26 protein-coding genes and 3 pseudogenes are annotated in these 23,538 nt (G+C 72.5%); 18 read left to right on the top strand and 11 right to left on the bottom strand.

The features are described 5' to 3' along the window. The first annotated feature begins 177 nt into the window (after positions 1–177). The 11 genes and pseudogenes from I4I81_RS03225 (at position 178) to I4I81_RS03180 (ending at position 7,848) form a co-directional block, all read left to right on the top strand. Entirely contained in the window at positions 178–795 is a 618-nt protein-coding gene (locus tag I4I81_RS03225) for an ABC transporter ATP-binding protein (RefSeq protein ID WP_226363719.1), read from the top strand. After that, positions 792–1,478, top strand: a complete 687-nt coding sequence (locus I4I81_RS03220; protein WP_218605841.1) for a heme exporter protein CcmB — start codon at positions 792–794, stop codon at positions 1,476–1,478. The genes I4I81_RS03225 and I4I81_RS03220 overlap by 4 nt, the downstream gene beginning before the upstream one ends. After that, entirely contained in the window at positions 1,475–2,233 is a 759-nt protein-coding gene (gene ccsA, locus I4I81_RS03215; RefSeq protein WP_218605840.1) for a cytochrome c biogenesis protein CcsA, read from the top strand. The genes I4I81_RS03220 and ccsA overlap by 4 nt, the downstream gene beginning before the upstream one ends. Next, positions 2,226–2,348 (top strand): hypothetical protein, encoded by a 123-nt coding sequence (locus I4I81_RS31125; RefSeq protein WP_267460887.1) that lies wholly within the window; start codon positions 2,226–2,228, stop codon positions 2,346–2,348. The genes ccsA and I4I81_RS31125 overlap by 8 nt, the downstream gene beginning before the upstream one ends. After that, positions 2,345–2,788, top strand: a complete 444-nt coding sequence (locus I4I81_RS03210; RefSeq protein WP_218605839.1) for a cytochrome c maturation protein CcmE — start codon at positions 2,345–2,347, stop codon at positions 2,786–2,788. Before I4I81_RS31125 ends, I4I81_RS03210 begins: the two co-directional genes overlap by 4 nt. After that, a complete protein-coding gene (locus I4I81_RS03205; RefSeq protein ID WP_218615788.1) occupies positions 2,785–4,770 on the top strand; it encodes a heme lyase CcmF/NrfE family subunit in 1,986 nt (661 codons plus the stop codon). The genes I4I81_RS03210 and I4I81_RS03205 overlap by 4 nt, the downstream gene beginning before the upstream one ends. Continuing rightward, positions 4,763–5,269, top strand: a complete 507-nt coding sequence (locus I4I81_RS03200) for a cytochrome c-type biogenesis protein (RefSeq protein ID WP_226363718.1) — start codon at positions 4,763–4,765, stop codon at positions 5,267–5,269. Before I4I81_RS03205 ends, I4I81_RS03200 begins: the two co-directional genes overlap by 8 nt. Next, positions 5,266–6,081: a tetratricopeptide repeat protein gene (locus tag I4I81_RS03195; protein WP_218601096.1), complete on the top strand. Its 816-nt coding sequence runs from the start codon at positions 5,266–5,268 to the stop codon at positions 6,079–6,081. Before I4I81_RS03200 ends, I4I81_RS03195 begins: the two co-directional genes overlap by 4 nt. Beyond that, positions 6,078–6,731, top strand: a complete 654-nt coding sequence (locus I4I81_RS03190; RefSeq protein WP_218601097.1) for a TlpA family protein disulfide reductase — start codon at positions 6,078–6,080, stop codon at positions 6,729–6,731. The genes I4I81_RS03195 and I4I81_RS03190 overlap by 4 nt, the downstream gene beginning before the upstream one ends. Next, positions 6,731–7,246, top strand: a pseudogene (locus tag I4I81_RS31525) (TlpA family protein disulfide reductase); the annotation flags it as partial. The gene I4I81_RS03190 and the pseudogene I4I81_RS31525, both read left to right, overlap by 1 nt. A gap of 188 nt (positions 7,247–7,434) precedes the next feature. After that, entirely contained in the window at positions 7,435–7,848 is a 414-nt protein-coding gene (locus tag I4I81_RS03180; protein WP_225926487.1) for a hypothetical protein, read from the top strand. On the opposite strand, the gene I4I81_RS03175 is transcribed toward I4I81_RS03180, so the two are convergent. Further along, a complete protein-coding gene (locus tag I4I81_RS03175; RefSeq protein WP_218601099.1) occupies positions 7,790–8,596 on the bottom strand; it encodes a CPBP family intramembrane glutamic endopeptidase in 807 nt (268 codons plus the stop codon). The genes I4I81_RS03180 and I4I81_RS03175 overlap by 59 nt on opposite strands. A 310-nt stretch (positions 8,597–8,906) precedes the next feature. On the opposite strand from I4I81_RS03175, the gene I4I81_RS03170 reads away from it, so the two are divergent. Then, positions 8,907–9,296 (top strand): L,D-transpeptidase, encoded by a 390-nt coding sequence (locus I4I81_RS03170; protein ID WP_226363717.1) that lies wholly within the window; start codon positions 8,907–8,909, stop codon positions 9,294–9,296. 230 nt (positions 9,297–9,526) lie between these two features. Here the strand turns inward: I4I81_RS03170 and mptB are convergent, their stop codons facing one another. From mptB to I4I81_RS03145, 5 genes are all read right to left on the bottom strand, one after another. Next, positions 9,527–11,005: a polyprenol phosphomannose-dependent alpha 1,6 mannosyltransferase MptB gene (gene mptB / locus I4I81_RS03165; protein WP_226363716.1), complete on the bottom strand. Its 1,479-nt coding sequence runs from the start codon at positions 11,003–11,005 to the stop codon at positions 9,527–9,529. 340 nt (positions 11,006–11,345) lie between these two features. Next, positions 11,346–12,077, bottom strand: a complete 732-nt coding sequence (locus tag I4I81_RS03160; protein ID WP_218601101.1) for a DUF305 domain-containing protein — start codon at positions 12,075–12,077, stop codon at positions 11,346–11,348. Beyond that, positions 12,074–12,811 carry a thioredoxin-like domain-containing protein gene (locus tag I4I81_RS03155; protein ID WP_226363715.1) on the bottom strand — a complete coding sequence of 246 codons (738 nt, stop codon included), beginning with the start codon at positions 12,809–12,811 and terminating at the stop codon, positions 12,074–12,076. The genes I4I81_RS03160 and I4I81_RS03155 overlap by 4 nt, the downstream gene beginning before the upstream one ends. A gap of 205 nt (positions 12,812–13,016) precedes the next feature. Further along, positions 13,017–14,306, bottom strand: a complete 1,290-nt coding sequence (locus I4I81_RS03150; protein WP_226363714.1) for a tetratricopeptide repeat protein — start codon at positions 14,304–14,306, stop codon at positions 13,017–13,019. Between the two features lie 184 nt (positions 14,307–14,490). Beyond that, a complete protein-coding gene (locus I4I81_RS03145) occupies positions 14,491–14,868 on the bottom strand; it encodes a hypothetical protein (RefSeq protein WP_218601103.1) in 378 nt (125 codons plus the stop codon). Positions 14,869–15,782: 914 nt separating this feature from the next. Between I4I81_RS03145 and I4I81_RS03140 the strand changes: the two are divergent. Continuing rightward, positions 15,783–16,178 (top strand): annotated as a pseudogene (locus I4I81_RS03140) (P-type ATPase actuator domain-containing protein); the annotation flags it as partial. Positions 16,179–16,520: 342 nt separating this feature from the next. Here I4I81_RS03140 and I4I81_RS03135 read toward each other — a convergent pair. The 3 genes from I4I81_RS03135 to I4I81_RS03125 all read right to left on the bottom strand — a co-directional run bounded on the left by I4I81_RS03135 (position 16,521) and on the right by I4I81_RS03125 (position 17,615). Continuing rightward, entirely contained in the window at positions 16,521–16,715 is a 195-nt protein-coding gene (locus I4I81_RS03135) for a hypothetical protein (protein ID WP_225924471.1), read from the bottom strand. A 79-nt stretch (positions 16,716–16,794) separates the two neighbouring features. After that, positions 16,795–17,082 carry a hypothetical protein gene (locus I4I81_RS03130; RefSeq protein WP_218601104.1) on the bottom strand — a complete coding sequence of 96 codons (288 nt, stop codon included), beginning with the start codon at positions 17,080–17,082 and terminating at the stop codon, positions 16,795–16,797. Between the two features lie 206 nt (positions 17,083–17,288). Next, complete coding sequence (locus I4I81_RS03125; RefSeq protein WP_226363713.1) at positions 17,289–17,615, bottom strand: low molecular weight phosphatase family protein; 327 nt, start codon at positions 17,613–17,615, stop codon at positions 17,289–17,291. Between I4I81_RS03125 and I4I81_RS31520 the strand changes: the two are divergent. Next, a pseudogene (locus tag I4I81_RS31520) lies at positions 17,600–18,043 on the top strand (thioredoxin-like domain-containing protein); the annotation flags it as partial. The gene I4I81_RS03125 and the pseudogene I4I81_RS31520 overlap by 16 nt on opposite strands. 139 nt (positions 18,044–18,182) lie before the next feature. Next, entirely contained in the window at positions 18,183–19,016 is an 834-nt protein-coding gene (locus I4I81_RS03115) for a F510_1955 family glycosylhydrolase (protein WP_225926486.1), read from the top strand. A gap of 12 nt (positions 19,017–19,028) precedes the next feature. Here the strand turns inward: I4I81_RS03115 and I4I81_RS03110 are convergent, their stop codons facing one another. Together I4I81_RS03110 and I4I81_RS03105 are read right to left on the bottom strand one after the other, a co-directional pair. Beyond that, positions 19,029–20,987 carry a heavy metal translocating P-type ATPase gene (locus I4I81_RS03110; RefSeq protein WP_218601107.1) on the bottom strand — a complete coding sequence of 653 codons (1,959 nt, stop codon included), beginning with the start codon at positions 20,985–20,987 and terminating at the stop codon, positions 19,029–19,031. Further along, positions 20,980–21,351 carry an ArsR/SmtB family transcription factor gene (locus I4I81_RS03105; RefSeq protein ID WP_225924470.1) on the bottom strand — a complete coding sequence of 124 codons (372 nt, stop codon included), beginning with the start codon at positions 21,349–21,351 and terminating at the stop codon, positions 20,980–20,982. The genes I4I81_RS03110 and I4I81_RS03105 overlap by 8 nt, the downstream gene beginning before the upstream one ends. Before the next feature lie 98 nt (positions 21,352–21,449). Here I4I81_RS03105 and I4I81_RS03100 point away from each other — a divergent pair, with 98 nt between their 5' ends. Genes I4I81_RS03100 through I4I81_RS03090 form a run of 3 tightly spaced genes read left to right on the top strand, consistent with a single transcriptional unit; the run spans position 21,450 to position 23,523 of the window. Next, a complete protein-coding gene (locus I4I81_RS03100; protein ID WP_218601108.1) occupies positions 21,450–22,094 on the top strand; it encodes a TlpA family protein disulfide reductase in 645 nt (214 codons plus the stop codon). Further along, positions 22,091–22,864 (top strand): cytochrome c biogenesis CcdA family protein, encoded by a 774-nt coding sequence (locus I4I81_RS03095; protein ID WP_218601109.1) that lies wholly within the window; start codon positions 22,091–22,093, stop codon positions 22,862–22,864. Before I4I81_RS03100 ends, I4I81_RS03095 begins: the two co-directional genes overlap by 4 nt. Continuing rightward, entirely contained in the window at positions 22,861–23,523 is a 663-nt protein-coding gene (locus tag I4I81_RS03090) for a TlpA family protein disulfide reductase (RefSeq protein ID WP_226363712.1), read from the top strand. The genes I4I81_RS03095 and I4I81_RS03090 overlap by 4 nt, the downstream gene beginning before the upstream one ends. Positions 23,524–23,538 lie beyond the last annotated feature (15 nt).

Genomic DNA, 23,538 nt, shown 5'->3' with positions numbered 1-23,538 from the left:
AGACACGGAACTTCTACACCGCATAGTAGGAGCACTCATAGTAGAAGCCGCATGCGATGAGCCGAACCCGGGGACGACATGCCACACACTGGACCCTCCACCGCACGGGCCGCGCTCCCGGCCCGTGGAGCAGCCGTCCGGCCGGCAGGCTGGGCGGTGTGCCTGGACGGCGTGGCGGTGAACGTCCGTCGTGCACCGGTGCTGCGCGACCTCGACCTGCGGCTGCCCACCGGTGCGGTGCTCGGCGTGCTCGGGGCCAACGGATCGGGCAAGACCACGCTGCTGCGGCTGCTCGCGACCCTGGCCGTCCCCTCGGCCGGCCGGGCCGAGGTCCTCGGCCATGAGCTCGGCGGACCCGGCGTGCCGGACATCCGCACCCGGATCGCCATGGTCGGCCATCTCCCGGCGCTCTACCCCCAGCTCACCCTGGCCGAGAACCTGCACTTCGTCGCCCGCCTGACCGGCCGCAGTGACGAGGCCGCGGACCGGGCGCTGGCCGCGGTCGGGCTCGCCGGCGCCGCGGCACGCCGCGCGGAGGGCTGCTCGCAGGGCATGGCGCGGCGCGCCGACCTGGCCAGGGTGCTGCTGACCGAGCCGTCGCTGTTGCTGCTCGACGAGGTGCACGCGGGCCTGGACCACGGTGCCGCCGACCTGGTCGACCAGCTCGTCGGGCAGGTACGGGCGCGCGGTGGGACGTGCGTGCTGGTCTCCCACGAACCGGAGCGGCTCGCCGGGTTGGCCGACCGGCTGGTCCGGATCGTCGACGGGCGCGCACTCCCCGAGGTGGCGCCGTGACCACCCTCCTCGTGGCCCCGCTCACCCAGTGCCTGACACTGGCCGCCAAGGACCTGCGCCTGGAACGCCGGGCCGGGGAGGCGATGCTGGTCACCGCGCCGTTCGGGGCAGTGGCGCTGCTGCTCGCCCCGCTGGCCGTCGGCACCGACACCCCGCTGCTGCGCCAGCTGGGCCCGGCCCTGTACTGGCTGGTGGTGCTGCTGTTCGGGGTACTGGTGACGATGCGCGCCAGCGCCGTCGACGGCCCCGCGCAGCTGGCCATGCTGCGACTGGCCGGGGTGAGCCCGCGGGTGCGCCTGGCCGGGCGGGCGCTTGCCAACGGGGTGCTGCTGCTGGGGTTCCAGCTGGTGCTGGCGCCGGTGGCGGTGCTGCTCTACGACCCCGACCCCGACCTCACCGGCTGGCCGTGGGTGCTGCCGGTTTTCGTGCTCGTCGCCGCCGGGCTGGCGGTGCTCGGTGCCCTCGCCGACGCACTCGCCGTCGGCCTGGCCGGCCGGACCACGCTCGGCCCGCTGCTGGTCGTACCGATCGCGGTGCCGCTGCTGCTCGGGGCCACCGGGGTCGCGCAGGCCACCGGCTACGGGCGGTCGCCCTGGCCGTGGCTGCTGCTCGTGACCACCGTCGATCTCGTCGCCGCGCTGCTGGCCGCGTGGTGCGCACGTTACCTGGAGGACCTGGCATGACACCACTGATCACTCCACCCGGCCCGGTGTTCGGTCGCCGGCTACCACTGGTCGTCGGCATAGCTGCCGCCGCCGGCGTCACCGCGGCCGTGCTGTCACCCCCCGACGTCGTCCAGGGTGATCTGGTGCGGTTGCTGTACGTGCACGTGCCCGCCGCATGGACGGCCTTCCTCAGCTACGGGATCACGTTCGCTGCCAGCCTGGGTTGGCTGTGGCGGCGCCGCCCGGGTCTGGACCGGCTGGCCGCATCCAGTGCCGAGGTCGGGGTGTTCTTCACCGCGCTGGCGATCGCGCTGGGCTCGATCTGGGGCCGCCCGACCTGGGGGGTGTGGTGGACCTGGGACGCCCGGCTGGTCACGACGGCGCTGCTGCTGTTCGTCTACCTCGGCTACCTGGCGCTGCGCCGAGCCACCCCCGACCCGCTCGACCGCGCCAAGCGGTCCGCGGTGTTCGGGGTGGTGGCGTTCGCGCAGGTGCCGCTCGTGCACTTCTCGGTGGTGTGGTGGCGAACCCTGCACCAGCCGCCCTCGGTCATCCGGCCCGGCGGCCCGACCATGGACTCCTCGATGCTGCTCGTGCTGCTCGGCAACGCCGTGGTGTTCACCCTGCTCTACGTCTTGATGGTGCGGGCGCGCGCCCGGATGGCCGCCACGGAGGACGCGCTCGACGCGGCCCAGGACACCCACCCACTGGCCGGGGACGCCGTGTCCGCACCGCTGCTCGCCACCGCACGATCGGAGAATACGGATGTCTGAGTGGGCCTGGGTGATCCTCGGCTACGGCACGACCGGGGTGGCCGTGACCGGTTACCTCCTGATTCTGGCGCGGCGGTCCGCCGCCCTGCGGCGTCGTGCCGGGGGCCGGACGTGACCGCCGCCCGCACCGCCGCGCGCGGAGTCGTCGGCCGGTACAAGCTGCTCGCGCTCGTCGCGCTGGGCGCAGCAGCGGTGCTGGTCGGGATGCTCGTGTTCGGCAACCTCAACCGCAACCTCGTCTACTACCTCACCCCGGACGAGGCGCTCGCCCAGCAGGCGGGCTACCCGGACGGACGCCGGTTCCAGCTCGGTGGGCTCGTCGTCGACGGCAGCGTGGCGACCACCCCGCAGGGCGTCTCGTTCACCGTCAGCTCCGATGTCGGGCCAGGCGGCGTCACGGTCCCGGTGGCGTTCCAGGGTGCGCCCGCCCAGCTGTTCGGCTCCGGCATTGGGGTCGTCCTGGAGGGTTCCTGGCGAGCGGGGACGTTCACCTCGGACACCATGAAGGTCAAGCACGACGAGAACTACCGGCCCGCCGAGGACGCCGCGTCGTGACGACCCTGGTCCCGGCCGCCGGGTGGGCGGGCGCGATGCTCGGCCTGGCCGGCTCCATCGTGCTCGGCGTGCTCGGCCTGCGCGCCCAACGGCGCCCCGACGCCGTGCGGCACCGGCAGCTGCGGGTCGCCGTGTGGTGCATGCTCGGCGGCGCGGTGCTCGCCATGGCCGCGCTCGAGGTGGCGCTGCTGACCGACAACTTCGCGGTGTCCTACGTGGCCGAGACCCACTCGCGGGCCACCCCGCTGCTGTTCACCATCACCAGCGCCTGGGCCGCGCTCGACGGCAGCCTGGTGCTGTGGGCGCTGGTGCTCGCCGGCTACACCGCGGTGGTCGCGCGCGGGGTCCCCGACACCTCCGACCGCCTCGGTACCGGCGCGCTGGGGCTGCTGGGCCTGGTCGCGGCGTTCTTCTTCGCGATGATCCTGCTGGCCGCGAACCCGTTCGAGATCCTCGCGAACCCGCCCGCGGACGGGCCCGGGCCCAACCCGATCCTGGCCGACAACTTCCTCATCGCCCTGCACCCGCCGATGCTCTACCTCGGTTACGTCGGGTTCACGGTGCCGTTCGCCTACGCGATGTCGGCACTGCTGCTGCGCGAGGGCGGCGTCGACTGGCTGCGCCGCACCCGGCGGGCCAACCTGGTGGCCTGGAGCTTCCTCACCGGCGGGCTGGTGCTTGGTGGCTGGTGGTCCTACGAGGTACTCGGGTGGGGCGGGTACTGGGCATGGGACCCGGTGGAGAACGCCGCGCTGATCCCGTGGCTGGTGGCCACCGCGTTCATCCACTCCTCGGTGGTCCAGGTCCGGCGCGGCATGTTGCAGGCCTGGAACTTCGTACTGGTCCTCGCCACGTTCGCACTGACCATCCTGGGCACCTTCCTCACCCGCTCCTCGGTCGTGGTGTCGGTACACAGCTTCAGCCAGTCCCCGATCGGACCCGCGCTGCTGGCGTTCTTCGTCGTCGTCGTCGTCTTCGGGCTCACGCTGATCGTGCTGCGGGCCGAACGGGTGGCGTCGCTGTCCCGGCCGGAGAGCCTGGCCAGCCGCGAGGGCATGTTCCTGGTCAACAACCTGCTGCTGAGCCTGTTCGCGTTCGTCGTGCTCCTCGGCACCACCTACCCGATCCTCGTCGAGGCCCTGACCGGGCAGCAGGTGTCGGTCGGGCGCCCGTTCTTCGACCGGATGGCGGTGCCGCTGGGTTTCGCGCTGCTGCTCGCGATGGGCGTCGGCCCGGTCACCCCCTACCGGCACGCGACCGCAGCGGTGCTGTGGGAGCGGCTGCGGATCCCGCTGCTGGCCGCGGCCGTGGCGTCGGTGGCCGTCGTCGGCGCCGGTGTGCGCTCGCCCGGGGTGGTCGCGGTGGTCGGCATCGCCGCCGGGATCGCCACGTCCACGGTGCGCCAGCTGCTGGTCTCCGCGCCCGCGCGCACCCCGGCGGGGCTGCTGCGGCTGGTCCGCGGGCAGCGCGGCTACTGGGGAGGTCAGCTCGCCCACCTCGGGGTGGCGCTGACCGCCGCGGTGATCGCGGTGTCCGGCGGGCTCGCCGAACGGTCCACCATCACCCTCGACCGCGGCCAGTCCGCCGAGTTCGCCGGCTACACCGTGACCTTCGAGGTCAGCGAACGCCACCAGCTGCCCGACCGGCTCGTCACCGACGCGCACATCGTGCTGCGCTCCGGCGGCGAGATCGTCCGGGTCGCCGAGCCGCGGCTCAACTCCTTCCCCGGCCAGACCCAGGCCGTCGGCAACCCGTCGGTCTGGACCACCCCGGCGCAGGACGTCTACGTCGCACTCGGCGCGCTGACCCCCGAGCGGGTCACGCTCAACCTGTTCCGCTACCCGTTCATGGTGTGGCTGTGGCTGGCCGGTGCGCTTGTGGCCGCGGGCGGGTTCTGGGCGCTGGGCGGGCGGCGGTGGCGGCCCGGCCCGGTGGCGGAGTCGCGCAAGGAGCCCCGGTCGGAGGTGGGCAGCGGTGTCTGAGCCCGGGATCCGCACGCGCAGGTCCGAGGCCGTCACGGTGCTGACGCTCGTGCTGCTCGCGATCACGGTGGTCGCGCTGCTCACCGCGGGCCAGCCGGCCCCCGACCGGGTCCAGGAGCTGGCGCAGACCCTGCGCTGCCCGGTCTGCCAGAGCGTCTCGATCGCCGACTCCCCCTCGGATACGGCGGTCGCGATGCGCCAGGTCGTCGCCGAGCAGGTGGCGCAGGGCCGCAGCGACACCGAGATCGTCGCCTACTTCCGGGCCCGCTACGGCGACTGGGTGCTGCTCGACCCGCCGACGGGGGGCGTCACGCTGGCCCTGTGGCTGGTGCCGCCGGCCGTCTCGGTGGTCGGTGTCGCGCTGGTGTGGGCGCGCGCACGCTCCCGCCCGCGCACCGGCCCCGAACCCGAGCTGGACGACCCGGACCGGGCCCGCGTCGACGCGGCTGTGGCCCGGGCCCGGGCCCGGGCCCGTACGGATCGGGAGGACCAGCCGTGAGCACCCGCGAACTGCAGCTGCGCCAGCTCGCCGACCAGGCTGTGCGCGACATCGTCGAGCTCGACGAGCAGGTCGCCGCGGGCGAGATCACCGACGCCGACGCGCAGCCGTTGCGCCGCCGCTACGAGAGCGCCGCGGCCCGCGCGCTGCACGCCCTGGACGCGGCCGCGCCGGACCCCGACGCCGGCGGACCGGCTCCCCCCCGGCCCCCGCGCCTGCGGGCGTGGACGCTCGGCTACGCCATCGCCGGGGTCGTCGCCGTGCTGGTCGCCGTGGTGCTGCTGCCCGCATCCGTGATCGACCGCCCGGCCGGCGGGTTCGTCACCGGCAACGAGATCGGGCAGGACGCGGCCACCGGCGCGGCGCCGCCGCTGGACCCGAACGCCCCCGTCACCGACGAGCAGATGGAGCAGGTCGTGGCCGCCAACCCCGACGTGGTCGGGATGCGGCTGGCCCTGGCCGACCGCTACGTCGCGCAGGGCGACTACGCCAAGGCGATGGGCCACTACCTCGACGGGCTGCGCCGCGAGCCCGGTAACGCCTCCGGGCTGGCCCGGCTGGGCTGGCTGCTGTTCCAGATCGACCAGCCGCAGGACGCGCTGGAGTCGGTCGACCAGGCCCTGGCCATCGACCCGAACCTCGACGAGGCGCTCTGGTATCGGGCCAACATCCAGCTCGACGGCCTCAACGACCCCGTCGGTGCGCTGACCACCCTGCTCGTGCTCGACAACCGCCCACTCGACGCGGCGCTCGCGGCACAGGTCGACGAGCTCACCGCGCAGGCCGAGCAGCGGGCGGCAGGCACCGGATGAGCGTCACCGACGACCCGCTGACCCCCGCCCTGTCCCGGCGGCGGCGCCTGTTCCGGGCGGCCGCCGTGCTGGTGGCGCTGGTCGCGATCGGCATCGGCGCGGTGTTCGGGTCGCAGCTGGGCAGCGATCCCACGCTGGTCGACAGCCCGCTCATCGGCCGCCCCGCACCGGAGCTGACCCTGCCCCTGCTGGAGGGCCCGGGCGAGGTGTCGCTGGCCGAGCTGCGCGGGCAGGTCGTCGTGGTCAACTTCTGGGCGTCGTGGTGCGTGGCCTGCCGCGAGGAGCACGCCGCCCTGGTCGGGGCGGCCGAGCAGTACCGCAACGCCGGCGTCACGTTCGTCGGCATCGACTACCAGGACACGACCTCGGGCGCGGTGGGCTTCCTCGACGAGCTGGGCCGCGGCGGCGACAACTACCGCTACGTCACCGACACCGGCTCCCGCGCGGCGCTGGAGTTCGGCCTGTTCGGCGTGCCCGAGACGTTCCTCATCGACCGCGATGGCACGATCGTCTCCAAGATCACCGGAGCCAGCACCCTCCCGCTGCTGGCCGGGGCGGTGGACGCGGTGCTCGCCGGTTGGCGGCCCGGTACGCAGTCCGGTGGTCCGGTCCAACCCGCCCCGGGTGCACCGCTGGTAGGGGACGGCTGATGCGCACGCTGCTGCGGTCCCCGGAGCTGCGCACGACGCTCGTCGTCGTGGTGCTGGCCGTGGCCGGGGGTCTTCGCGCTGTGGCCCCGGCCCGATGTGCAGCCGCCGGCTCAGTCTCTCCGAGACCGGTGGACGGCGCGGGGACGATGGCGCTCCCGCCGGGCCCGAGATCGACGCGCTGCGGGCGCCGCAGACCTGCGACCCTGCCCCACCGCGCAGCCCGGCGCGCCGCCGCCCGCCGGGCCACTGGCCGGCATCGTCGTGCCTGCCTGAGCGGTCCGAGCGAAGGCGACCTCGCCGCCGCGCTCGCCAGCCGGACCGCGCTGCTCACCGTGTGGGCGTCGTGGTGCGGGCCGTGCCGCGCGGAGATTCCGGCCCTGGACGCCTACGCGCACCATCCCGACGCAATACCCGTCGTCAGCATCGACGTCCGCGACGACGCCGGAGCGGCGTTGAGCCTGCTCGACGAACTCGGTGCCCGCTACCCTTCGGTCGTCGACACCGACGGCGAGTTGTGGGCCGCCTGGAGGTCCCACGCGCCATCCCGACCAGTTGCGTCCTGCGCGCCGCCGGGTCGCTGGGGCGGATGGACCCGGTCGTGCTGCGCACCCCCCGACGAGGTAACGCAGGCCGTGCGGACCAACTTCGCCGCCCGCGAGACCGAACCTGAGCCGCTGACCCGATCTGGAGCACGATGCCGACCATGCCCCCCTCGCGCCGCGGCGGCACCGCAGTCGTGGCCGTCACCTGGACCGTCGCCGGTGCGGTGCACCTGTGGATCGCGCTGGACGCCGCAGGCGCGGCGGTCGTCCTGGGTTTCGCCCTCGCCGCGGTGGCGTTCGTCGGCGCGGCCGCGCTGATCGTGGAGCCCCGCCCCGAGCTGTTGGTCGCCGCCGCCGTCACCGGAGTGATCGGGGTGGGCGCGTTCGCGATCCCGCTGATCCTGCCGCTCCTCGGCGTCGGTGACCCCGTAGCCGATCCCGTCAGCCCCAGGGGCATCGGCGGATTCCTCGTCGATGCGCTGACCGTCCGGCTGGCCGCATTCACGCTGCGCCGGGCTAGAGCCAGCCGACCCTCCCGGCCAGCAGGGCGTAACCCAGGAACGCCACCACGTTGATCAGCGTGTGCGCGCCGACGAGCATCCACAGCCGGTTGGTTCGCTGCCAGACCCGCGCGAAGACCAGACCCATCACCAGGTTGCCGGTGAACCCACTCGCGCCCTGGTAGAGGTGGTAGCAACCGCGCAGGAACGCCGAAGCCAACGCGGCACGGTTGGCCGACCACCCGAGCTGGCGCAGCCGGGTCAGCAGGTAGCCGACCTCGACGACCTCCTCGGCCCACGCGTTCGCCGCCGACGAAGCGACCAGCAGCGGCAGCTCCCACCAGGTACCGCCCAGCGTCGTCGGCGCGATCGTCGCACTCAGGCCGGACGCCCGGGCGATCAGGTAGAGCCCGAGACCCGGGACCCCGATCAGAGCGGCGAGCCCCATCGCTCCGCCCAGGTCGCGCCCGGGACGGGTGGCGTCGAGACCCACCGATCGCAGCGCGAAACCGGCCCGCAGCAGCAGGTAGGCGCCGAGCGCACCCCAGCCGACCAGCTGCAGCACCCGGACCAGCTGCAGCGCCAGATCGACCAGCTCGACGTCCGCGGCGGGAGCGTTGAGCACCACCTGCTGCTGTGCCAGCGGGGTCGGCGCCAGCAGCGCGTCCACGAGGCTGAGTGCGCTGCGCACGGCGGACAGGCCGGTGGTGACGGTGAGCACCACGAGCAACTCGGTGAGGATCAGCCGCCGGCGCCGCGGGTCCACGACGACGGGGGTGGTCGACGGAGGGGGGAGGAACCAGTCCCGCACGGTACCCGCCACGGAGCCGACGCTATCGCCGACGCCACCAGGCGGTGACGACGCCCATGGTCGGCCGACGACGCGCTCCGCCCGGCCGGAGTGACACGCCGGACGCGGCCGGGGGCCGCGGTGAGATTCGCCATATCCCAGTTGGCCTTCCGACCATCACCTTGACCCCGTTCGGAGGGTTATCAGGTTGACACCAGGAGTGAGGAGTTCCATGCGCACGCTCAGCCGGGTTCGCCGTCGGGCTGCCATGATCGGGTTGGTCGTGGCGATGCTGCTGTCGGCGGGTTCGATAGCACTCGCCGGGCCGATACCCGGGCCTCCCGTGCCCGCCCCGCTCGTGCCGGGCACCCCGTGCACGGTGACGGCCAGGGCCTGCGCCGACCTGATCGGGCTGCAGGCCTGGCTGTTCCAGGACGGCCGCATCCTCCGCGGCCCGGTCCCGATCAGCATCGGCGACGAGCTCGACCCCACACCACCCGGCCGATATGCCGTGGAATGGAAGGCCAAGGACTGGGTGAGCCGCGAGTACGGCACGCCCATGCCCTACTCGGTGTTCTTCGCCCCCGGCGGCATCGCGTTCCACGAGGGCAGCCTGCAGACCAGCTCATACGGCTGTATCCGCATGCAACGGGACAACGCGGCGGCGTTCTTCGACTACCTCCAGGTCGGCGACGAGGTTCAGGTGCACAGCGACGCCCCTGCGGTCGGATAGCTGCCCTCGCATCCGAGATTGAGGTTCGCCGGTACTCGTAGGCGATCGCATCCACCGACTCGACCCAGACGACCGGCGACACCGCTCCCACGACCGCCGCCATCCGGCTCCGCGGTCCGTGGCGGAGCCGGTCGGCCCTGGCGTCGGCCGGGACGATCTACCGCCAGCTCCCGCGCAGCAGGCCGAGCGATCGCTGTGGTGAGATCAGCCCGCCGGGTACCCGGCACCGCTCACAGCGGTCGCGGACGGCGCCGGCGGTCGTCGCGGGCGCCGGTCACGGCGGAGCGGGGGCCGCGGGCGCCAGCGGCCAAGTGCAGCGGGTCGGGCCGCAGCAGCGAGACCGCCGCCAGGCCGGCGAGCAGCGCGCACACCGCCAGGTAGGGCCAGTTGTAGAGCGCGGTCTCGCCGTCCGGGTAGTAGACGATGAGCAGCCACACCGAGCCGAACACCACGTACGCGAGGCCGCGCGGCGTCCAGGCCGTCATCGCCAACAGCACCATGCCCCAGCTCAAATACCACGGCAGCATCGTCGGCGACAGCACGGCGACAGCGAGCAGCACGACGCCCGCCTGGCGGACGGCGTCGGGCCCGCCGTCGCGGGCCGCCCACCACTGCCAAACAGCGATCACCAGCAGCACCGACGCGCCGAGGATCCGCGCCACGTTGACGAACGGCTGCTTGTCGACCTCGGCGACAAGGTTGACGGCGGTGAACGCCAGCTCGCCGACACCGGTCGGCATCGACAGCCAGTTCACGATCATCGACGGCGCGGACAGGGCGGGCAGCCAGCCCACCCCGAACCCCGCGACGAAGGTCCAGAAGGCGAACACGACGCCGAATACGCCGAGCCCTGCCGCAGTCGCCTTCGCGAGCCGGACGCGAAACGAGCCCGGGAGCCGGGCTGCCCACACGAGCACGAGGAACGGCAGTGCCACCCCGGCGGTGGCCTTGACCGCCATCGCGCTTGTCACGATCGCGATCGCGGTGACGTGCCGCCCGCGCAGCGCGAACAGGCTGCCCGCGGCCAGCAGTCCGACGACCAGCAGGTCGTTGTGGATCCCGCCGACCATGTGGATCACCGTGACGGGGTTCGCCACCGCGATCCACAGCGCTACCGGTACCCGCCCGCCGAGGCGCCGGGTGAGCTCGGGCAGCGCCCAGACCACCAGCAGCAGGCCCGGCAGCAGGAGCAGCCGCCACCCGACGACGCCGACGATCATGTTCTGCCCGGTGGCGGAGAACAGCCAGGCCATGCCCTGGGCGAGCAGGATGAACAGCGGCCCGTAGGGAGCCGGGGTCTCCTGCCAGAAGTAGTGCACGTTCTCGCTGAGCACGTCCCCCAGGACATCGGGGCCGACCTGGTAGGGGTCGTGACCGCGCAGCGGCAGCGTGCCCTGGGCGAGGTAGCTGAAGACGTCGCGGGTGAACAGCGGCGGCGCCACCAGCATCGGTGCGAGCCACACCGCGGCGGTGCTCAGCACCGCGCGCCCGCTCACCCGGCTCGCAAGGACGTCGCGTCCCAGCTGCACCCACGCCCACACCAGGAGCCCGACGCCGAGGTACACCAGCGCCGTCGCCACCTCGCGGCCGTGACCGTAGCGCCAGAAGCCCAGCGCTGAGTTCGTCAGCACCGGATCCCGAACCAGTATCCCGCCCGCACCGAATCCGCCCAGAACCAGGAGCACCGAACCCGTGAGGCCCAGCAGCACGGTGCGACGCGGAGGGCCGCCGAAGCGTGCGTGCCACCGCGGCGCAACGGGCGCAGGCGCCTCCGGGAGGGACACCGGTCCGTCGATCGGTGGGGAGGGCTGTGCGCTCACTGGTCACCCTGCTTCTGTAGGTGATGCCGGTAGGCCGTCATCGATGTCTCTGAGGTGCCACCGGTGATCGCCTGTCTACGACATCGGTGGCCGCGTCTGCCGGTGTCGTCGAGTCGCGAGGAGACGACGTTGCCGATCATTGATGCCGCCCCTGATGATCGGTTGGCACCGAACGCGCCACCGGACAGTGCGGGCGGTCCGAGACCCTCGGGCAGGGCGTCGAGGACCATCAGGCTGGTAGTGGGGCTGCGCCCCGCTCGGCGAGCATCTGACGGATGGACTGACTTTCCGCGGTCTGGGCGGTGAGCATCTGGGCGGCCAGGTTTCGCACCTGCTGCCGCCCGGCCCGCTCGGCGGCGTAGCTCAACATGCCGGCGCCGCCTTCGTGATGGCGCAGCATCAACTGCAAAAACAGCACATCGGCGGCTGGTCCCGTGCTGGCCCTGAGCCGGGCGAGGTCCTCTGTCGAAGCCATTCCCGGCATCCGTGCCCTGCCGTCTGCGGTGTGGCCCATGCCGAGCTCCGTGCTCATGTCCGACATCCATCGCATGTACCCGTTGACCGGGAAGGCCGGCGCGTCCCATAGGGCGAGCCAGCCTTGCATCTGACCGATCTGGGCGGTCTGTCCGGATTCGATGTCGAAAGCAAGGGGGCGGACGGTCGGATCGCCGCTGTTGTCGCGCGCCCAGCTAGCCATCTGCACGGCGTTGCGATGATGCACGCTCATGTCCTGGGCGAACCCGACGTCGACCGAGTCCGCGGCCGGCACGGCCGACCCCGCAGCGCCGAAGCGCCCGAGGAGCAGGCCTCCGGTTGCCGCCAGCAGCAACAGCGCCAGCACCGCACCCGCTGCGATCACCCTCCGGGGCCAATGCGCCGGTCCGGCCGACTCGATCGGCGACACGTCTGCTGAGGTGTCGGCGCGGGTGTCAGCGCTGTCGGCAGGTGTCCGGCCGGTCATGATCCGTCTCCGGTGGGCTGCTCTGCGGCGGTCTCGGTCTCGGCCCGGACGCCGGGTTGCCCGGCCGCTGAGGCCGGTGGGGCAGGCTGGTAGGGCGGTGGAGCGTCCTGGTCGAACTGGCCGGGCCCCAACGCGTCGCAGCTGGCCCCGTTCTCAGGATGGGTGTTCGGGTTGGCGCGAAGCGCGGCCACGAACTGGTCGATACGGGGGTCGGCGGCGTCGGCAAGCTTGAGCTGATGCCCCCAGGACTGCAACGCGATCGGCTGGTCAAGACCCGGGTACGGGGTCAGCGCCATGTACGGCCGGTCCTGAACACGGTCGACGAGTTGCTCGAGGGCGGCACCGCCGAGCTGGTCGGGGTTGTAGGCGATCCATACCGCACCGTGTTCCATCGAGTGCACCAGGTTCTCACTACGCACCGGCTGGTCATAGACCACGCCGGAGCAAGCGGCCCACGCCTGGTCATGCGTGCCACCGGTCGGTGGGGACTGGGTGTAGGCCACCTGCTCGGTCGGGCCGACGTGCTGGCCGCCCTCGTAGGTCTGCTCGGAGACTCCCGGGATCTGTGTCGAGGGATCCTGGTTGGCCGCCGACGGAGTGAAGGCGGAAAGCGCCTCGGCACGCGCGTTGCCGGCCTGGGACTCCAGCAGGGCGTAGCCGAAGACACCGCCCGCGAACAGCACCACCACCAATACCGCAGCGATCGTCCCCCACGGGGTGGACCGGTCGGTCACCGGCGAGGGCCTGCTCCGTTCCCGGCGGGTTCGCTTGCTCTTCTTTCCGCTGACCATCATCTAATCCTCATCACATTCGGCTGCGGTGACAGCAAGATCAGGAGGGACGCCTGAGCAACACCTGAGAACTGCGATTCCCTCTCGCCCGGCGTCAGTCTCATGGCGTCGAATTCGGAAGTCCCTCTTACACCTTCCGTAAGAAGATTCATGACCCAGACTCCAAAGAGGCGATCGTCGCGCGGGCGATCGGTGCCTGCAGCGGGTTGAAGTAGGGATTGATGGACATCGCCTCGTTCAAAGCCGCCAGCGACTCATCGCGGCGACCCAGCGAGGCCAGGATCATTCCGCGGTGATAGAAGTAGCTTGCATTTCGCCAACCGAGCTCAGCGGCGCGGTCCGCAAACGTGATCGCTTCGGCATAGCGGCCATTCGCGTACAGGGCCCAGGCCATCGAATCGGCACTGAAGATGCTCTGCCTCCGGCCCCATTCGGCCTCAGCCAGCCTCAACGCATCCGCCGGCTCGCCGTGGTCGGCCGCGATCAGCGCGGCAACCTGGTCGTCGGTGGACCCGCCTGCGGCGTAGAGCCGCTGCTGGACGGCGAGGACGTCGTACTGCGCCTGTGCCTCATCGGTGCGACCTACGGCCTGCAGCAACTCGCCGTACTCCAATAGGTATCCCGGTAGCGGTACCCGGTTGGTGATCTCCTGGTAGGCGGCGAGCGCATCGTCGGTGCGCCCCTGTGCGTAGGCGACCTTGGCCATGCCCTGCAGCAAGGCGACATCGTTGGCCCGTGCGTCCAGACCGGCCGTGTACTGGGTAGCCGCTTCCTCGACGTCCCCGCTGTTCCAGGCCAGCTCGCCCAGGTAGTAGCGGCAGAACGCGACGTCCTCGGGTGACAATGCGGATGACAACGCCCGCTCCAAGGCCGCCCTGGCGTCGTCCACGCGGCCGCGGAGCTCCAGGTCGTAGGACGCGCGGGTGAAGGCGGCGAGACCGGGCTCGACATCCAGCATGCTCTCGAGGGCGGCAGTTGCGGCATCAGGTTGGCCGAGCTGAGCGTAGGCGTCGACCAGAACGCCGTATACCTCACCGGTGTAGGGCCGGAGTGGACGTGCTTGTTCTCCGTAGTCGCGCGCGGCCGCGAAGTCGTGACGGGCGTTGGCCAGCTGGCCCAACCCGATCAGCGCCTCGCCGTTGTCGACGGGGTCGATCTGCATCGAGCGGTCCAACGCGCCCTGCGCCTGGCCGTAGTACGACGGGTCACCGGTGATTCGCGCCTGCTCGGTGTAGGCGGCGCCGAGCCGCGCCCACAGCGGGGCGTCTTCGGGTTTGCGCCGCAGAGTCCGCTGTGCGTTGTCGATCAGTTCGTCGAGAGCGCTGGGCCCGGCGACGGGCACCGCGGCCTGCGGTGTCGGTGCGGGGTCGGGCGAGAGCAGATTCGCCCCGGCGATAGCGACCAGTAGTAGACCTAGCACTATCAGCAGAACGGGCACTCGGGAACGGGAACCGGAGTCACCAGTCATCGATGATTACACCTCGCAGCGGCGGAGCGGGGGCGCCACGCAGCTCAGTCGGGGATTAGCAGAATTGTGGGCCCACGACGGGATCACTCCCTCATGGACGGGTCGGCTACATAAGCTGTGAACGGTACGACAAGCACGCAGAAAGGGCGGCGAATCAAGCGCATTTCGGGCATCGCATCCTGGCTCCGGCGAGCCGCCAGCCGTGCGCGGCTGTGACCGATATTCCGTGGACAGGACCGGTGAAATGCACAGCGTCCGGGCCTTCGGAGTATTTGATGCCGCACTCGGCGCACCGCACCGTCCAGCACGCGCGTGACGCGGCCTGCGAGGACTCATCCGAGGAATTGTGAATCTCCCGGCCGTCGTCAGTGTTCCGCACGTTGCAGGGCGCCTGTTCGGCGATGATGCCGACCGGCGGCTCGAATTGCTGCGACGCGCGACGCGGTGCAGCGGCGAAGACGGCCGCGGCGATGACTCCGACGATGGCCAGCGGTATCCCGCCGAACACCAACACCGCCTCCAGGGTGCTCATCGTCGAACCCCGCGGACGGATAGAACCGCGTGGGGGTTCGTCAAACGGTGAAGGTGCACAGCAACTCCGAGTGCGGCTACCTGAGCATGGCTGGCTGACGACGAGGCGAACTGCGTCGAGCGGGACCCGTGGAGACCTGCGCCGGCCTGCGGTTCGACCCCCCAGGCGGCACGTGCAGTCGCATCAGGCGACGGTCAGCCTCGACGGAGGTCCGCGGCGACGGAATTGGCCAGCCCCGGGTCCGGGTACGGCTGCTGCGAGAACGTCAACGAGCGGTGGCGTCGGTCGCCCGGGGACCGGGAGAGGGCGCCGCGGTAGCCGAAGCGCCCGCCACAACGCACCGGCCAGCAGATATAGGGTTTCCGCCCCGGCGACAGCGGCAATGACGAGCACGGCCAACACCATCTGCAGCGGGAGGATCGCGCGGTCGCCGGAATGCTCGGTCCCATATGGGAGAACGGCCATCGCGGCATGCACGACGGGCTCACTGACCAGCATGCCGCTGGCTGCGGCGAAGTAGCCTCGATGTCGGCCTGGCTGCGCCAGGCGCATTAGCCCCAGTGCGATTGCGGCTGCACCCAGAGTTGCTGTGTGCAGCGGGTGACTCCCGGCCACAGCACCAGCGGTCACCGCAACCAGCACAGTTGTTACCGCTGCGAACGCCGCGGTACGCGTGCCGGGAGTCGCGATGTCACGGCTCTGGCTCATCGCGCCGCCCTCCTCGCACCCGGTATCCAAACCCAGACCCGGCCGTCAGCTTGATGCCCAGAAAGCGGCGGTGGCGCACCGGGCGAGTCAGCGAACTACCCCCGAGAGTCCCGGGTGGGCCGCCTCGCTTCTACGCAGCATAGTAGGTGCCCGATCCGCCGATACCACGGGACCACGACGATCCACTGGCGGCCTGGTCGCTGTAAGCGCTGCTGTTCGGCACCGCGGGCGTGCCGGGCATGACCCGCCCGTTCCAGCTTGCCTCGTTCGACTTCTCAGGCGCGCCGACCGACGGCTCCAACATCTACCTCGAGGTCGCGGCGGGCGTCACGACGTTCATCCTGGCCGGCCGAAACTTCGAGGCCCGCTCCAAGCGCCGCGCCGGCGCCGCCCTCCGCGCGCTGCTCGAACTGGGCGCGAAGGACGTCGCGGTCCTGCGTGACGGGGTCGAGGTGCGGATCCCGACCGCACAGCTCGCCGTCGGCGACCGCTTCGTCGTCCGGCCCGGCGAGAAGATCGCCACCGACAGCGTCGACGACGAGGGCAGCTCGGCCGTCGACGCCTCCACGCTCCTCACCGCAGGTGCCCGCGAACGGGTCGGCACCCTGCCCCAGGTGGATAGCCAGCCGCTGACCCCGGATCGCGTCCGGGACAACATGGCCGCGCCGCCGTTGGCCGTCGGCCGGGCCCGGCGACCGTGAAGCCCATCAGGTCACCGTCATCGCCGAAGCCGCGCTGCGCTCGCCCCACTACGACCAACTCCCCGGCACACTTACCGCCCCGGCCATGGTCGCGACCGCGATCTCCCGTGGCCGCGGTCCTCGCCGACGCTCTGGGCGGCTACCCACCCGTGTTCGGCCTACTGGCCGCCATCACCGCTGTGGCCGCGGTCCTCGCCGCAGGCAACGTGCCACGGTCACGCGAGTCGGCGACCCGACCGACGCTCATCCGTCTTGGAGCGACGCCGATCTCAACGCATCGGTGACCCGCTCACGAGTCGGCACGTCGAGCCGGCACGCCTCGATGGGCGTGCCATCGCCCGGAGCGCACATCACGTCGCGGCCGTCGACCAGCACCGTCGGCGACGGGTACCGCGCCACACGCTCCGTGACGACGCCGTCGATACCCAGCTCGTGCACGCACTCCGGACGAGGTCCACAGCCGCCGCAGCGAGCGGGCAACCCTCATGACGCACGACCTCCACGCGCACGGCCCTGCTCATGGCAGGAAGCGGTCCAGCCGGCGCAGGAACGCGCCCAACGGCCCGCGCTCGTGCCACCCGTTGCTGATCACCCGGTCCCGCACCCGCTGCACACCACCGCGCACCGCACCGAAGGGTGTCCGACGATGCTCGTCGCGCCTGGCCACCGCCCGCCGCTTCACGAACCGCGCGCAGTCCAGACAGATCGCCGCCTCCGGGCGAGCGCCGAGCCGAACCAGGTCGACCTCAGCGAACTCACCGGCGCAGCACCAACACGGCGCCACCACCGGTTCCAACGTCGGCACCTGAGCCTCCCACCCCGCTGTGCGCTGCGGCTGAGGGTCATCGCGGAACCGGCCGACTGCAGGATCGACACCACTCGGAGCCATCCACCAACCCTATGCCCGGCCGTCGCCGGTCCACCACCGTCGACGCCGCCGAGCGGTCCGGGTCCACGGTCTCGGCGGCCAGGCTGAACGTGCGCGGACGCAGACGAACAGCCCCGACGGGGTCACGTCAGGACAATCTCGGCCAGCAGGGCCCGGACCCGAGCGTGGATGTCGTCGCGGATCGGCCGGATCTCCGCGGGCGTCTTGCCGGCGGGGTCGGTGAGGTGCCAGTCCAGGTAGCGCTTGCCGGGGAACACCGGGCAGGCGTCGCCACAGGCCCTCTGCGCGGAGCGCTGGTCGCCGCCGCCGCGACCCTGATGAACCTGGCGTTGCTCGTGCAGGCCATCCACTCGGTCGGCCCCTCGACCGTCGGCGTCCTCGCCGTGACCGCCAGCCTCGTCCGTCTCGGCTTCAGCCTGCTCGTCGGCACCCGATGTATGCGCAGCCACGCGAGCCTCTAGCGCAGTCCCGCGGGGTGAGCCACCGAGCCACGACCACCTGTCGTGATGAGCCTGACCTCAGCCCGAGGCGCCTCTACGGGAACGCACCGGGCCGACCGTCTACTTCTACAGGTCTTAGTAGACGATGGGGGGGCACGCATCACCCGGGAGGACCTCATCCGTATCATTGGAACGCAGCAGTCGGTCGAACCCGGGAGCCTGGGTGTCACCGTTCCGTGGAGCGTGTACGTCCCCTCGGCCGACCCGGTCTACCCAGCGGCGGTCGTGCACGCGCGCTGGAGCACGGCACGGTACGGATCACCTACGACCCGGCGCGGCTGTCTGCCGACACCGTGCGACAGCTCGGCTTCCGGGTCACCGACGGCGACGACCTGCTGGTATCGCCCTTCCCGGGCCCAGCTGTCCCGTTGACGGTGCAGTCCTGGGGGCCACCGCCTGGTCCTCGACACCCCCGCCGGCCCCCGCTTCGAGCAGTTCGTCGTGCGCTGGCCGGCAACCTGTCCCTCACCCCCGAACCGACGCCGGCTGCGCACCGGCCTACCGAACCGGAGACCCATGCCCCACCGCTCCCGGGCCATGACGGCCCTCGTACTCGCCGCCCTCGCCGTGACCGCATGCTCCTCCCCCGGCACGACGGCACCGGACGCCGACGGGCCGGTCTTCGAGCACGTGCACGGCGTGGGGACCGACCCGGCCGACGGGACCGTCTACGTGGCCTCGCACGACGGGCTGTTCCGCAGCGGACCCGACGGGCTGGTTCCGGCAGGCGCGGCCGGTCGTGACCTGATGGGCTTCACCGTCGCCGGGCCCGGCCGGTTCCTCTCCAGCGGCCACCCCGGGCCGGGTGACACCCTGCCCGAGCCGATCGGGCTCGCGGAGAGCACCGACGGGGGCACGACCTGGACGCCGCTGTCGCTGACCGGCGAGGTCGACTTCCATGCCCTTGAGGTCGCCGGGGACACGGTGTACGGCTACGACGCCACCAACGGGCTCCTTCGCGCCAGCACCGACGGCGGGCGCACCTGGGACGACGGGGCCGCCGTCCAGGCGCTCGACATCGCGGTCGAACCCGGCGCCGGGCAGCGGGTGCTGGCGACGGTGCAGGGCGGTACCGCGCTCAGCACCGACGGCGGGCGCACGTTCGCACCCCCGACCGGGCCGCAGCTCGCGTACGTGTCGTGGGCGCCCGACGGCACGGTGTACGGCCTCGACCTGGACAGTGGGGTGCACACCAGCACCGACGCCGGCGCCACCTGGACCGCCGCCGGCACGGTGCCGGGCGGCCGACCCCAGGCCGTCACCGCCACGGCGGACGAACTGCTGGCCGCCACCGCCGGCGGCGTGCATCGCTCCACCGACGGCGGCACCACCTTCAGCACCGTCGGCTGACGGCCCGGCCGCTCACCGGGCTCGGACCGTCTCCGGGGCCGGGACCGCCGTGGCCTGCGGCCCGGCGGGCGCGAGGGGGCGGGCCCGCCCGGCCCGGACGCCGTTGGCGATCACGACGATCTCGGCAAGCTCGTGCACCGCGACCACGGCGGCCAGCCCGAGCACCCCGAGCAGCGCCAGCGGCACCAGCACCACGACGATGGCCAGCGACAGGCCCACGTTCTGCAGCATGATCGCGCGGGCGCGCCGCGCGTGGCCCAGGGCCTGGGGCAGGTGCCGCAGGTCCTCGCCCATCAGCGCCACGTCGGCGGTCTCGATGGCCACGTCGGTGCCCATCGCGCCCATGGCGATCCCCACGTCCGCGGTGGCCAGGGCCGGGGCGTCGTTGACACCGTCACCGACCATCGCGGTGGGTCGCTCGGCCCGCAGGGCCGCCACCAGCGCGGCCTTGTCCTCCGGGCGCAGCTCGGCGTGGACCTCGGTGATGCCGGCCTGCGCGGCGAGCGCCGCCGCGGTGGCCTCGTTGTCGCCGGTGAGCATGGCCACCCGGTACCCGTCGCCGCGCAGCCGGGCGACGACCTCCGCAGCCTCGGGGCGCAGCTCGTCGCGGACCGCGACCGCCCCGAGCAGCCGCCCGTCGGCCTCGACCAGCACCGCAGTGGCCCCCGACCCCTGCATCCGGGCGACCGGGCCGGCCAGCTCGCCCGCGTCGATCCAGCCGGGACGACCCAGGCGCAACGCCCGCCCGTCGAGCCGGCCGGTGAGCCCGGCTCCGGGCACAGCCTCCACGTCCGCCGCGGGGGTGGGCGAATCGACGGCGGCCAGGATCGCCCGGGCAAGCGGATGCTCGCTACGCGCCTCCAGTGCGGCGGCCAGGTCCAGCACCTCGTCGCTTGTGGCACCACCGGTGGCGACGACCTCGATGACGGCCGGCCGGTTGCGCGTCAGCGTGCCGGTCTTGTCCAGCGCGATGCCGCGGATCCGGCCCAGACCCTCCAGCGCGGCCCCGCCCTTGACCAGGACGCCGATCCGGCTCGCGGCGCCGACGGCGGCGACCACGGTGACGGGGACCGAGATGGCGAGCGCGCACGGCGAGGCGGCGACGAGCACGACCAGGGCCCGCTCGATCCACACCAGCGGTTCCCCGAACAGGCTGCCGACCCCGGCGATCAGCGCGGCGACGACCAGCACGCCGGGGACCATCGGCCGGGCGATGCGGTCGGCGAGTCGCTGGGCCTCGCCCTTGCGGGCCTGCTCGGCCTCCACGATCGCGACGATCCGCGCCAGCGAGTTGTCCTCGGAGGTGCTGGTGACCCGCACCTCAAGCGCCCCCGAGCCGTTGATCGACCCGGCGAACACCTCGTCGTCGGGCCCGGCCTCGACCGGCACCGACTCCCCGGTGATCGCGGACAGGTCCAGTGCGGTGCGGCCGGTGGTGATCCGCCCGTCGGTGGCGAGGCGCTCCCCCGGGCGTACCAGCATCGTGTCCCCGACCCGCAGCTCCGCCGGGGCGACGACGACCTCCGCCCCGCCGCGCAGCACGGTGGCCCGCTCGGGCACCAGCGAGAGCAGCGCGCGCAATCCGCGCCGGGTGCGCGCGATCGAGTACTCCTCCAGTCCCTCGCTGATCGAGAACAGGAACGCCAACATGGCGGCCTCACCGATCTCGCCCAGCAGCACCGCCCCGACCGCGGCGACCGTCATCAGCGTGCCGACCCCGATCCGGCCCCGGACCAGGCGGCGCAGCGTGGCGGGCACGAACGTCCACCCGCCGAGCGCCAGCGCGCCGACCTGCAGCGCGAGCTCGACGGATGCCGGACCCGAGGCCCAGCCGACGGCCAGCGACCCCACGAGCAGCACCCCCGACGCCGCGGCGAAGCGCAGCTCGGAGACCTCCCACAGCCGCTCCGGCTCGCGGTCCTCCGCGGCCTCGGGACGCGGCTCGTCGGTGCCGCAGCACGCGTCACTCATCGTCGGCACCCGCGCCGCCGGCGCCGTAGACCGGGCACAGCGCCACGGCTGAGCCGGTGGCGTCGAGCAGGGTCTCCGCCGCCACCAGCAAATCCCACAGCTCGGGACGCGCCAGTGCGTAGAACACCTGCCGCCCCTCGGGGCGGCCGACGACCAGCCGGCAGTCGCGCAGGCAGGCGAGGTGCGCGGACACCGTCGACTGGGCCAGCCCGAGCTGCTCGGTCAGATCCACCACGCGCGCCTCGCCGTGGGCGAGTCGCTGCACGATCGCCAGCCGGGTCGTGTCGGACAGGCTGTGGAACAGCGCCGCCGCCGGTTCCAGACCGCGCCTGCCGGACACAGCAGTTCCCGATGTCATCGCCATTCGACGATGATAGGACGCCGAACGGCGCCTGTCACCCCGCCGCCCGCTCCGCTTCTTCTACAGCGCATAGTAGTAGCGACGACGCTCTCGGAGGTGACATGCATCCCGCCCCACTCCGCCGCCCGCGCGGCCGGGTCGCGGCCGCCGTCGTGGTGGCGCTGCTCGTGGCGCTGAGCGGTTGCAGCTTCAGCCGGCCCGACGGGACCGCACCCAGCCAGGCCGCCGGGTTCACCTTCGTCGCCCCGGGGGGCCAGACCCGCATCCTGTACGACCCGCCCGAGTCCCGCGGAACCGTGACCGGGCTGTCCGGGGAGAACCTGCTCGAACCCGGTACGACGATCGGCCTGGACGACTTCCCCGGCCAGGTCGTCGTGCTCAACGTCTGGGGGGCCTGGTGCGGCCCGTGCCGCGAGGAGATGCCCGGGCTGCAGCAGATCCACGAGCAGATGCAGCCCGAGGGCGTCACTCTGCTCGGCATCGACGTGCGGGACAGCGCCGACGCCGCCCGTGACTTCATGGTCGACCGGGGCATCACCTACCCCTCGATCTACGACAACCCCGGCCGCTCGCTGCTGGCGCTGAGCGGGTTCCCCCGCAGCACGGTGCCCTCGACGATCGTGCTCGACCGGCAGCACCGGGTCGCCGCGGTGTTCCTCACCGCGGTACGGGTCTCCGAGCTGCTGCCCGTGGTGCAGCGCGTCGCCGCCGAGGAGCCGGCACCGAACGGCGGGGGCGGGACATGAACACGCTCACCGAGCTCGCGGTCTCCGGTCCGCTGCTGGTCGCCGTAGCGCTGGCCCTGGCCGCAGGGGCGATCTCCTTCGCCTCCCCCTGCTGCTTGCCGCTGGTGCCCGGCTACGTCGGTTACCTGGCCGGGCTGGTCGGTGACGAGGGCGTCTCCGGCGACGGGGTCACGACCCGGACCGGCCGGTGGCGGGTCGCCGGAGCCGCGCTGCTGTTCGTCGGCGGGTTCACCGTCGTGTTCACCGCCGGGGTGCTGCTCGTACTCGGCCTGTCGGACTGGCTGGTCGGCAACGAGCTGCTGCTGCAACGTATCGGCGGGGTCGTCACGATCGCGATGGGACTGGTGTTCCTTGGTTTCGTCCCGGCCCTGCAACGTGACGTCCGGATCCACCACGTCCCGCGGGTCGGGCTAGCCGGCGCCCCGGTCCTCGGCGCGGTGTACGGGCTGGGCTGGACCCCGTGTCTCGGCCCGACCCTCACCGGGGTGATCGCCCTGGCGACCGGCACCCAGGTCGGCCCCTCGACCGCGCGCGGGATCGTGCTGGTGCTGGCCTACTGCGCCGGGCTGGGCGTGCCGTTCGTCCTCATCGCCTTGGGCACCGGCTGGGCTGTGCGCACCGCCGGGTGGTTGCGGCGGCACATCCGGGGGATGCAGATCGTCGGCGGCGTCATGCTCATCCTGCTCGGCACCCTGCTGGTGACGGGGGCCTGGGGCGAGTTCGTCGCGTGGATGCGCGGGCCCATCGCCGGCTACACCCTCCCGCTGTGAACCGGACGATGAGCTCGGAGCTGCGGTGGACGGTGCTGGTCGTCGTGCTCACCGTCGCCGGCGTGGTCGCTCTCTGGCCCCGACCCGACGCCTACCCCGACGCGGCGGCCGACACGCTGCCGGTCGCGGCGGAACGGCTCGCGGAACGGCCCGACGACGCCGCGCTCGGCCCGGCGCGAGCCGCAGCCGCGCTACCGCCCTGTCCCGTCCCCTCGGGTGCGCCCGTCCCGCCGGGGCCGCTGGCCGACGTCGTCGTGCCCTGCCTCAGCGAGGTCGGCGCCGTGCCGCTCGGCGCCGCGCTCGCCGGACGGCCGGTGCTGCTCAACCTCTGGGCGTCCTGGTGCGCACCGTGTCGCGAAGAGATCCCCGTCCTGAACGCCTACACGGCGCGACCGGACGCGATCGACGTGGTCGGAGTTGTCGTGCGTGACCGCCCCGCGGACGCCCTGGCGATGGCCGACGAGCTCGATCCGCTCTACCCCTCGGTGCTCGATCCCGACAACGCCGTGCAGGCCGCCCTGGGCGCACCCCCGGTCCTCCCCACCAACTGGGTCGTCCGCCCGGACGGCTCGGCCGTGCGCGTCACCGACCCGCTGGTATTCCGCGACCCCGCACAGGTCGCCGCCGCCGTCGAGGCCGCCCTCGCGACGACGGGCTAGTCTGCGACGTCGAGA

It is taken from the genome of Pseudonocardia abyssalis (genome assembly GCF_019263705.2).
Taxonomy (GTDB): domain Bacteria; phylum Actinomycetota; class Actinomycetes; order Mycobacteriales; family Pseudonocardiaceae; genus Pseudonocardia; species Pseudonocardia abyssalis.
This window is presented reverse-complemented; position numbering and strand designations above follow the sequence as displayed.

Coding starts and splice junctions, on each gene's coding strand:
- ccsA (WP_218605840.1), top strand. CDS start 1,475: ATGACACCACTGATCACTCCACCCGGCCCGGTGTTCGGTCGCCGGCTA.
- I4I81_RS31125 (WP_267460887.1), top strand. CDS start 2,226: ATGTCTGAGTGGGCCTGGGTGATCCTCGGCTACGGCACGACCGGGGTG.
- I4I81_RS03190 (WP_218601097.1), top strand. CDS start 6,078: ATGAGCGTCACCGACGACCCGCTGACCCCCGCCCTGTCCCGGCGGCGG.
- I4I81_RS03180 (WP_225926487.1), top strand. CDS start 7,435: ATGCCCCCCTCGCGCCGCGGCGGCACCGCAGTCGTGGCCGTCACCTGG.
- I4I81_RS03160 (WP_218601101.1), bottom strand. CDS start 12,077: ATGACCGGCCGGACACCTGCCGACAGCGCTGACACCCGCGCCGACACC.
- I4I81_RS03145 (WP_218601103.1), bottom strand. CDS start 14,868: ATGAGCACCCTGGAGGCGGTGTTGGTGTTCGGCGGGATACCGCTGGCC.
- I4I81_RS03115 (WP_225926486.1), top strand. CDS start 18,183: ATGCCCCACCGCTCCCGGGCCATGACGGCCCTCGTACTCGCCGCCCTC.
- I4I81_RS03110 (WP_218601107.1), bottom strand. CDS start 20,987: ATGAGTGACGCGTGCTGCGGCACCGACGAGCCGCGTCCCGAGGCCGCG.
- I4I81_RS03105 (WP_225924470.1), bottom strand. CDS start 21,351: ATGGCGATGACATCGGGAACTGCTGTGTCCGGCAGGCGCGGTCTGGAA.
- I4I81_RS03100 (WP_218601108.1), top strand. CDS start 21,450: ATGCATCCCGCCCCACTCCGCCGCCCGCGCGGCCGGGTCGCGGCCGCC.
- I4I81_RS03095 (WP_218601109.1), top strand. CDS start 22,091: ATGAACACGCTCACCGAGCTCGCGGTCTCCGGTCCGCTGCTGGTCGCC.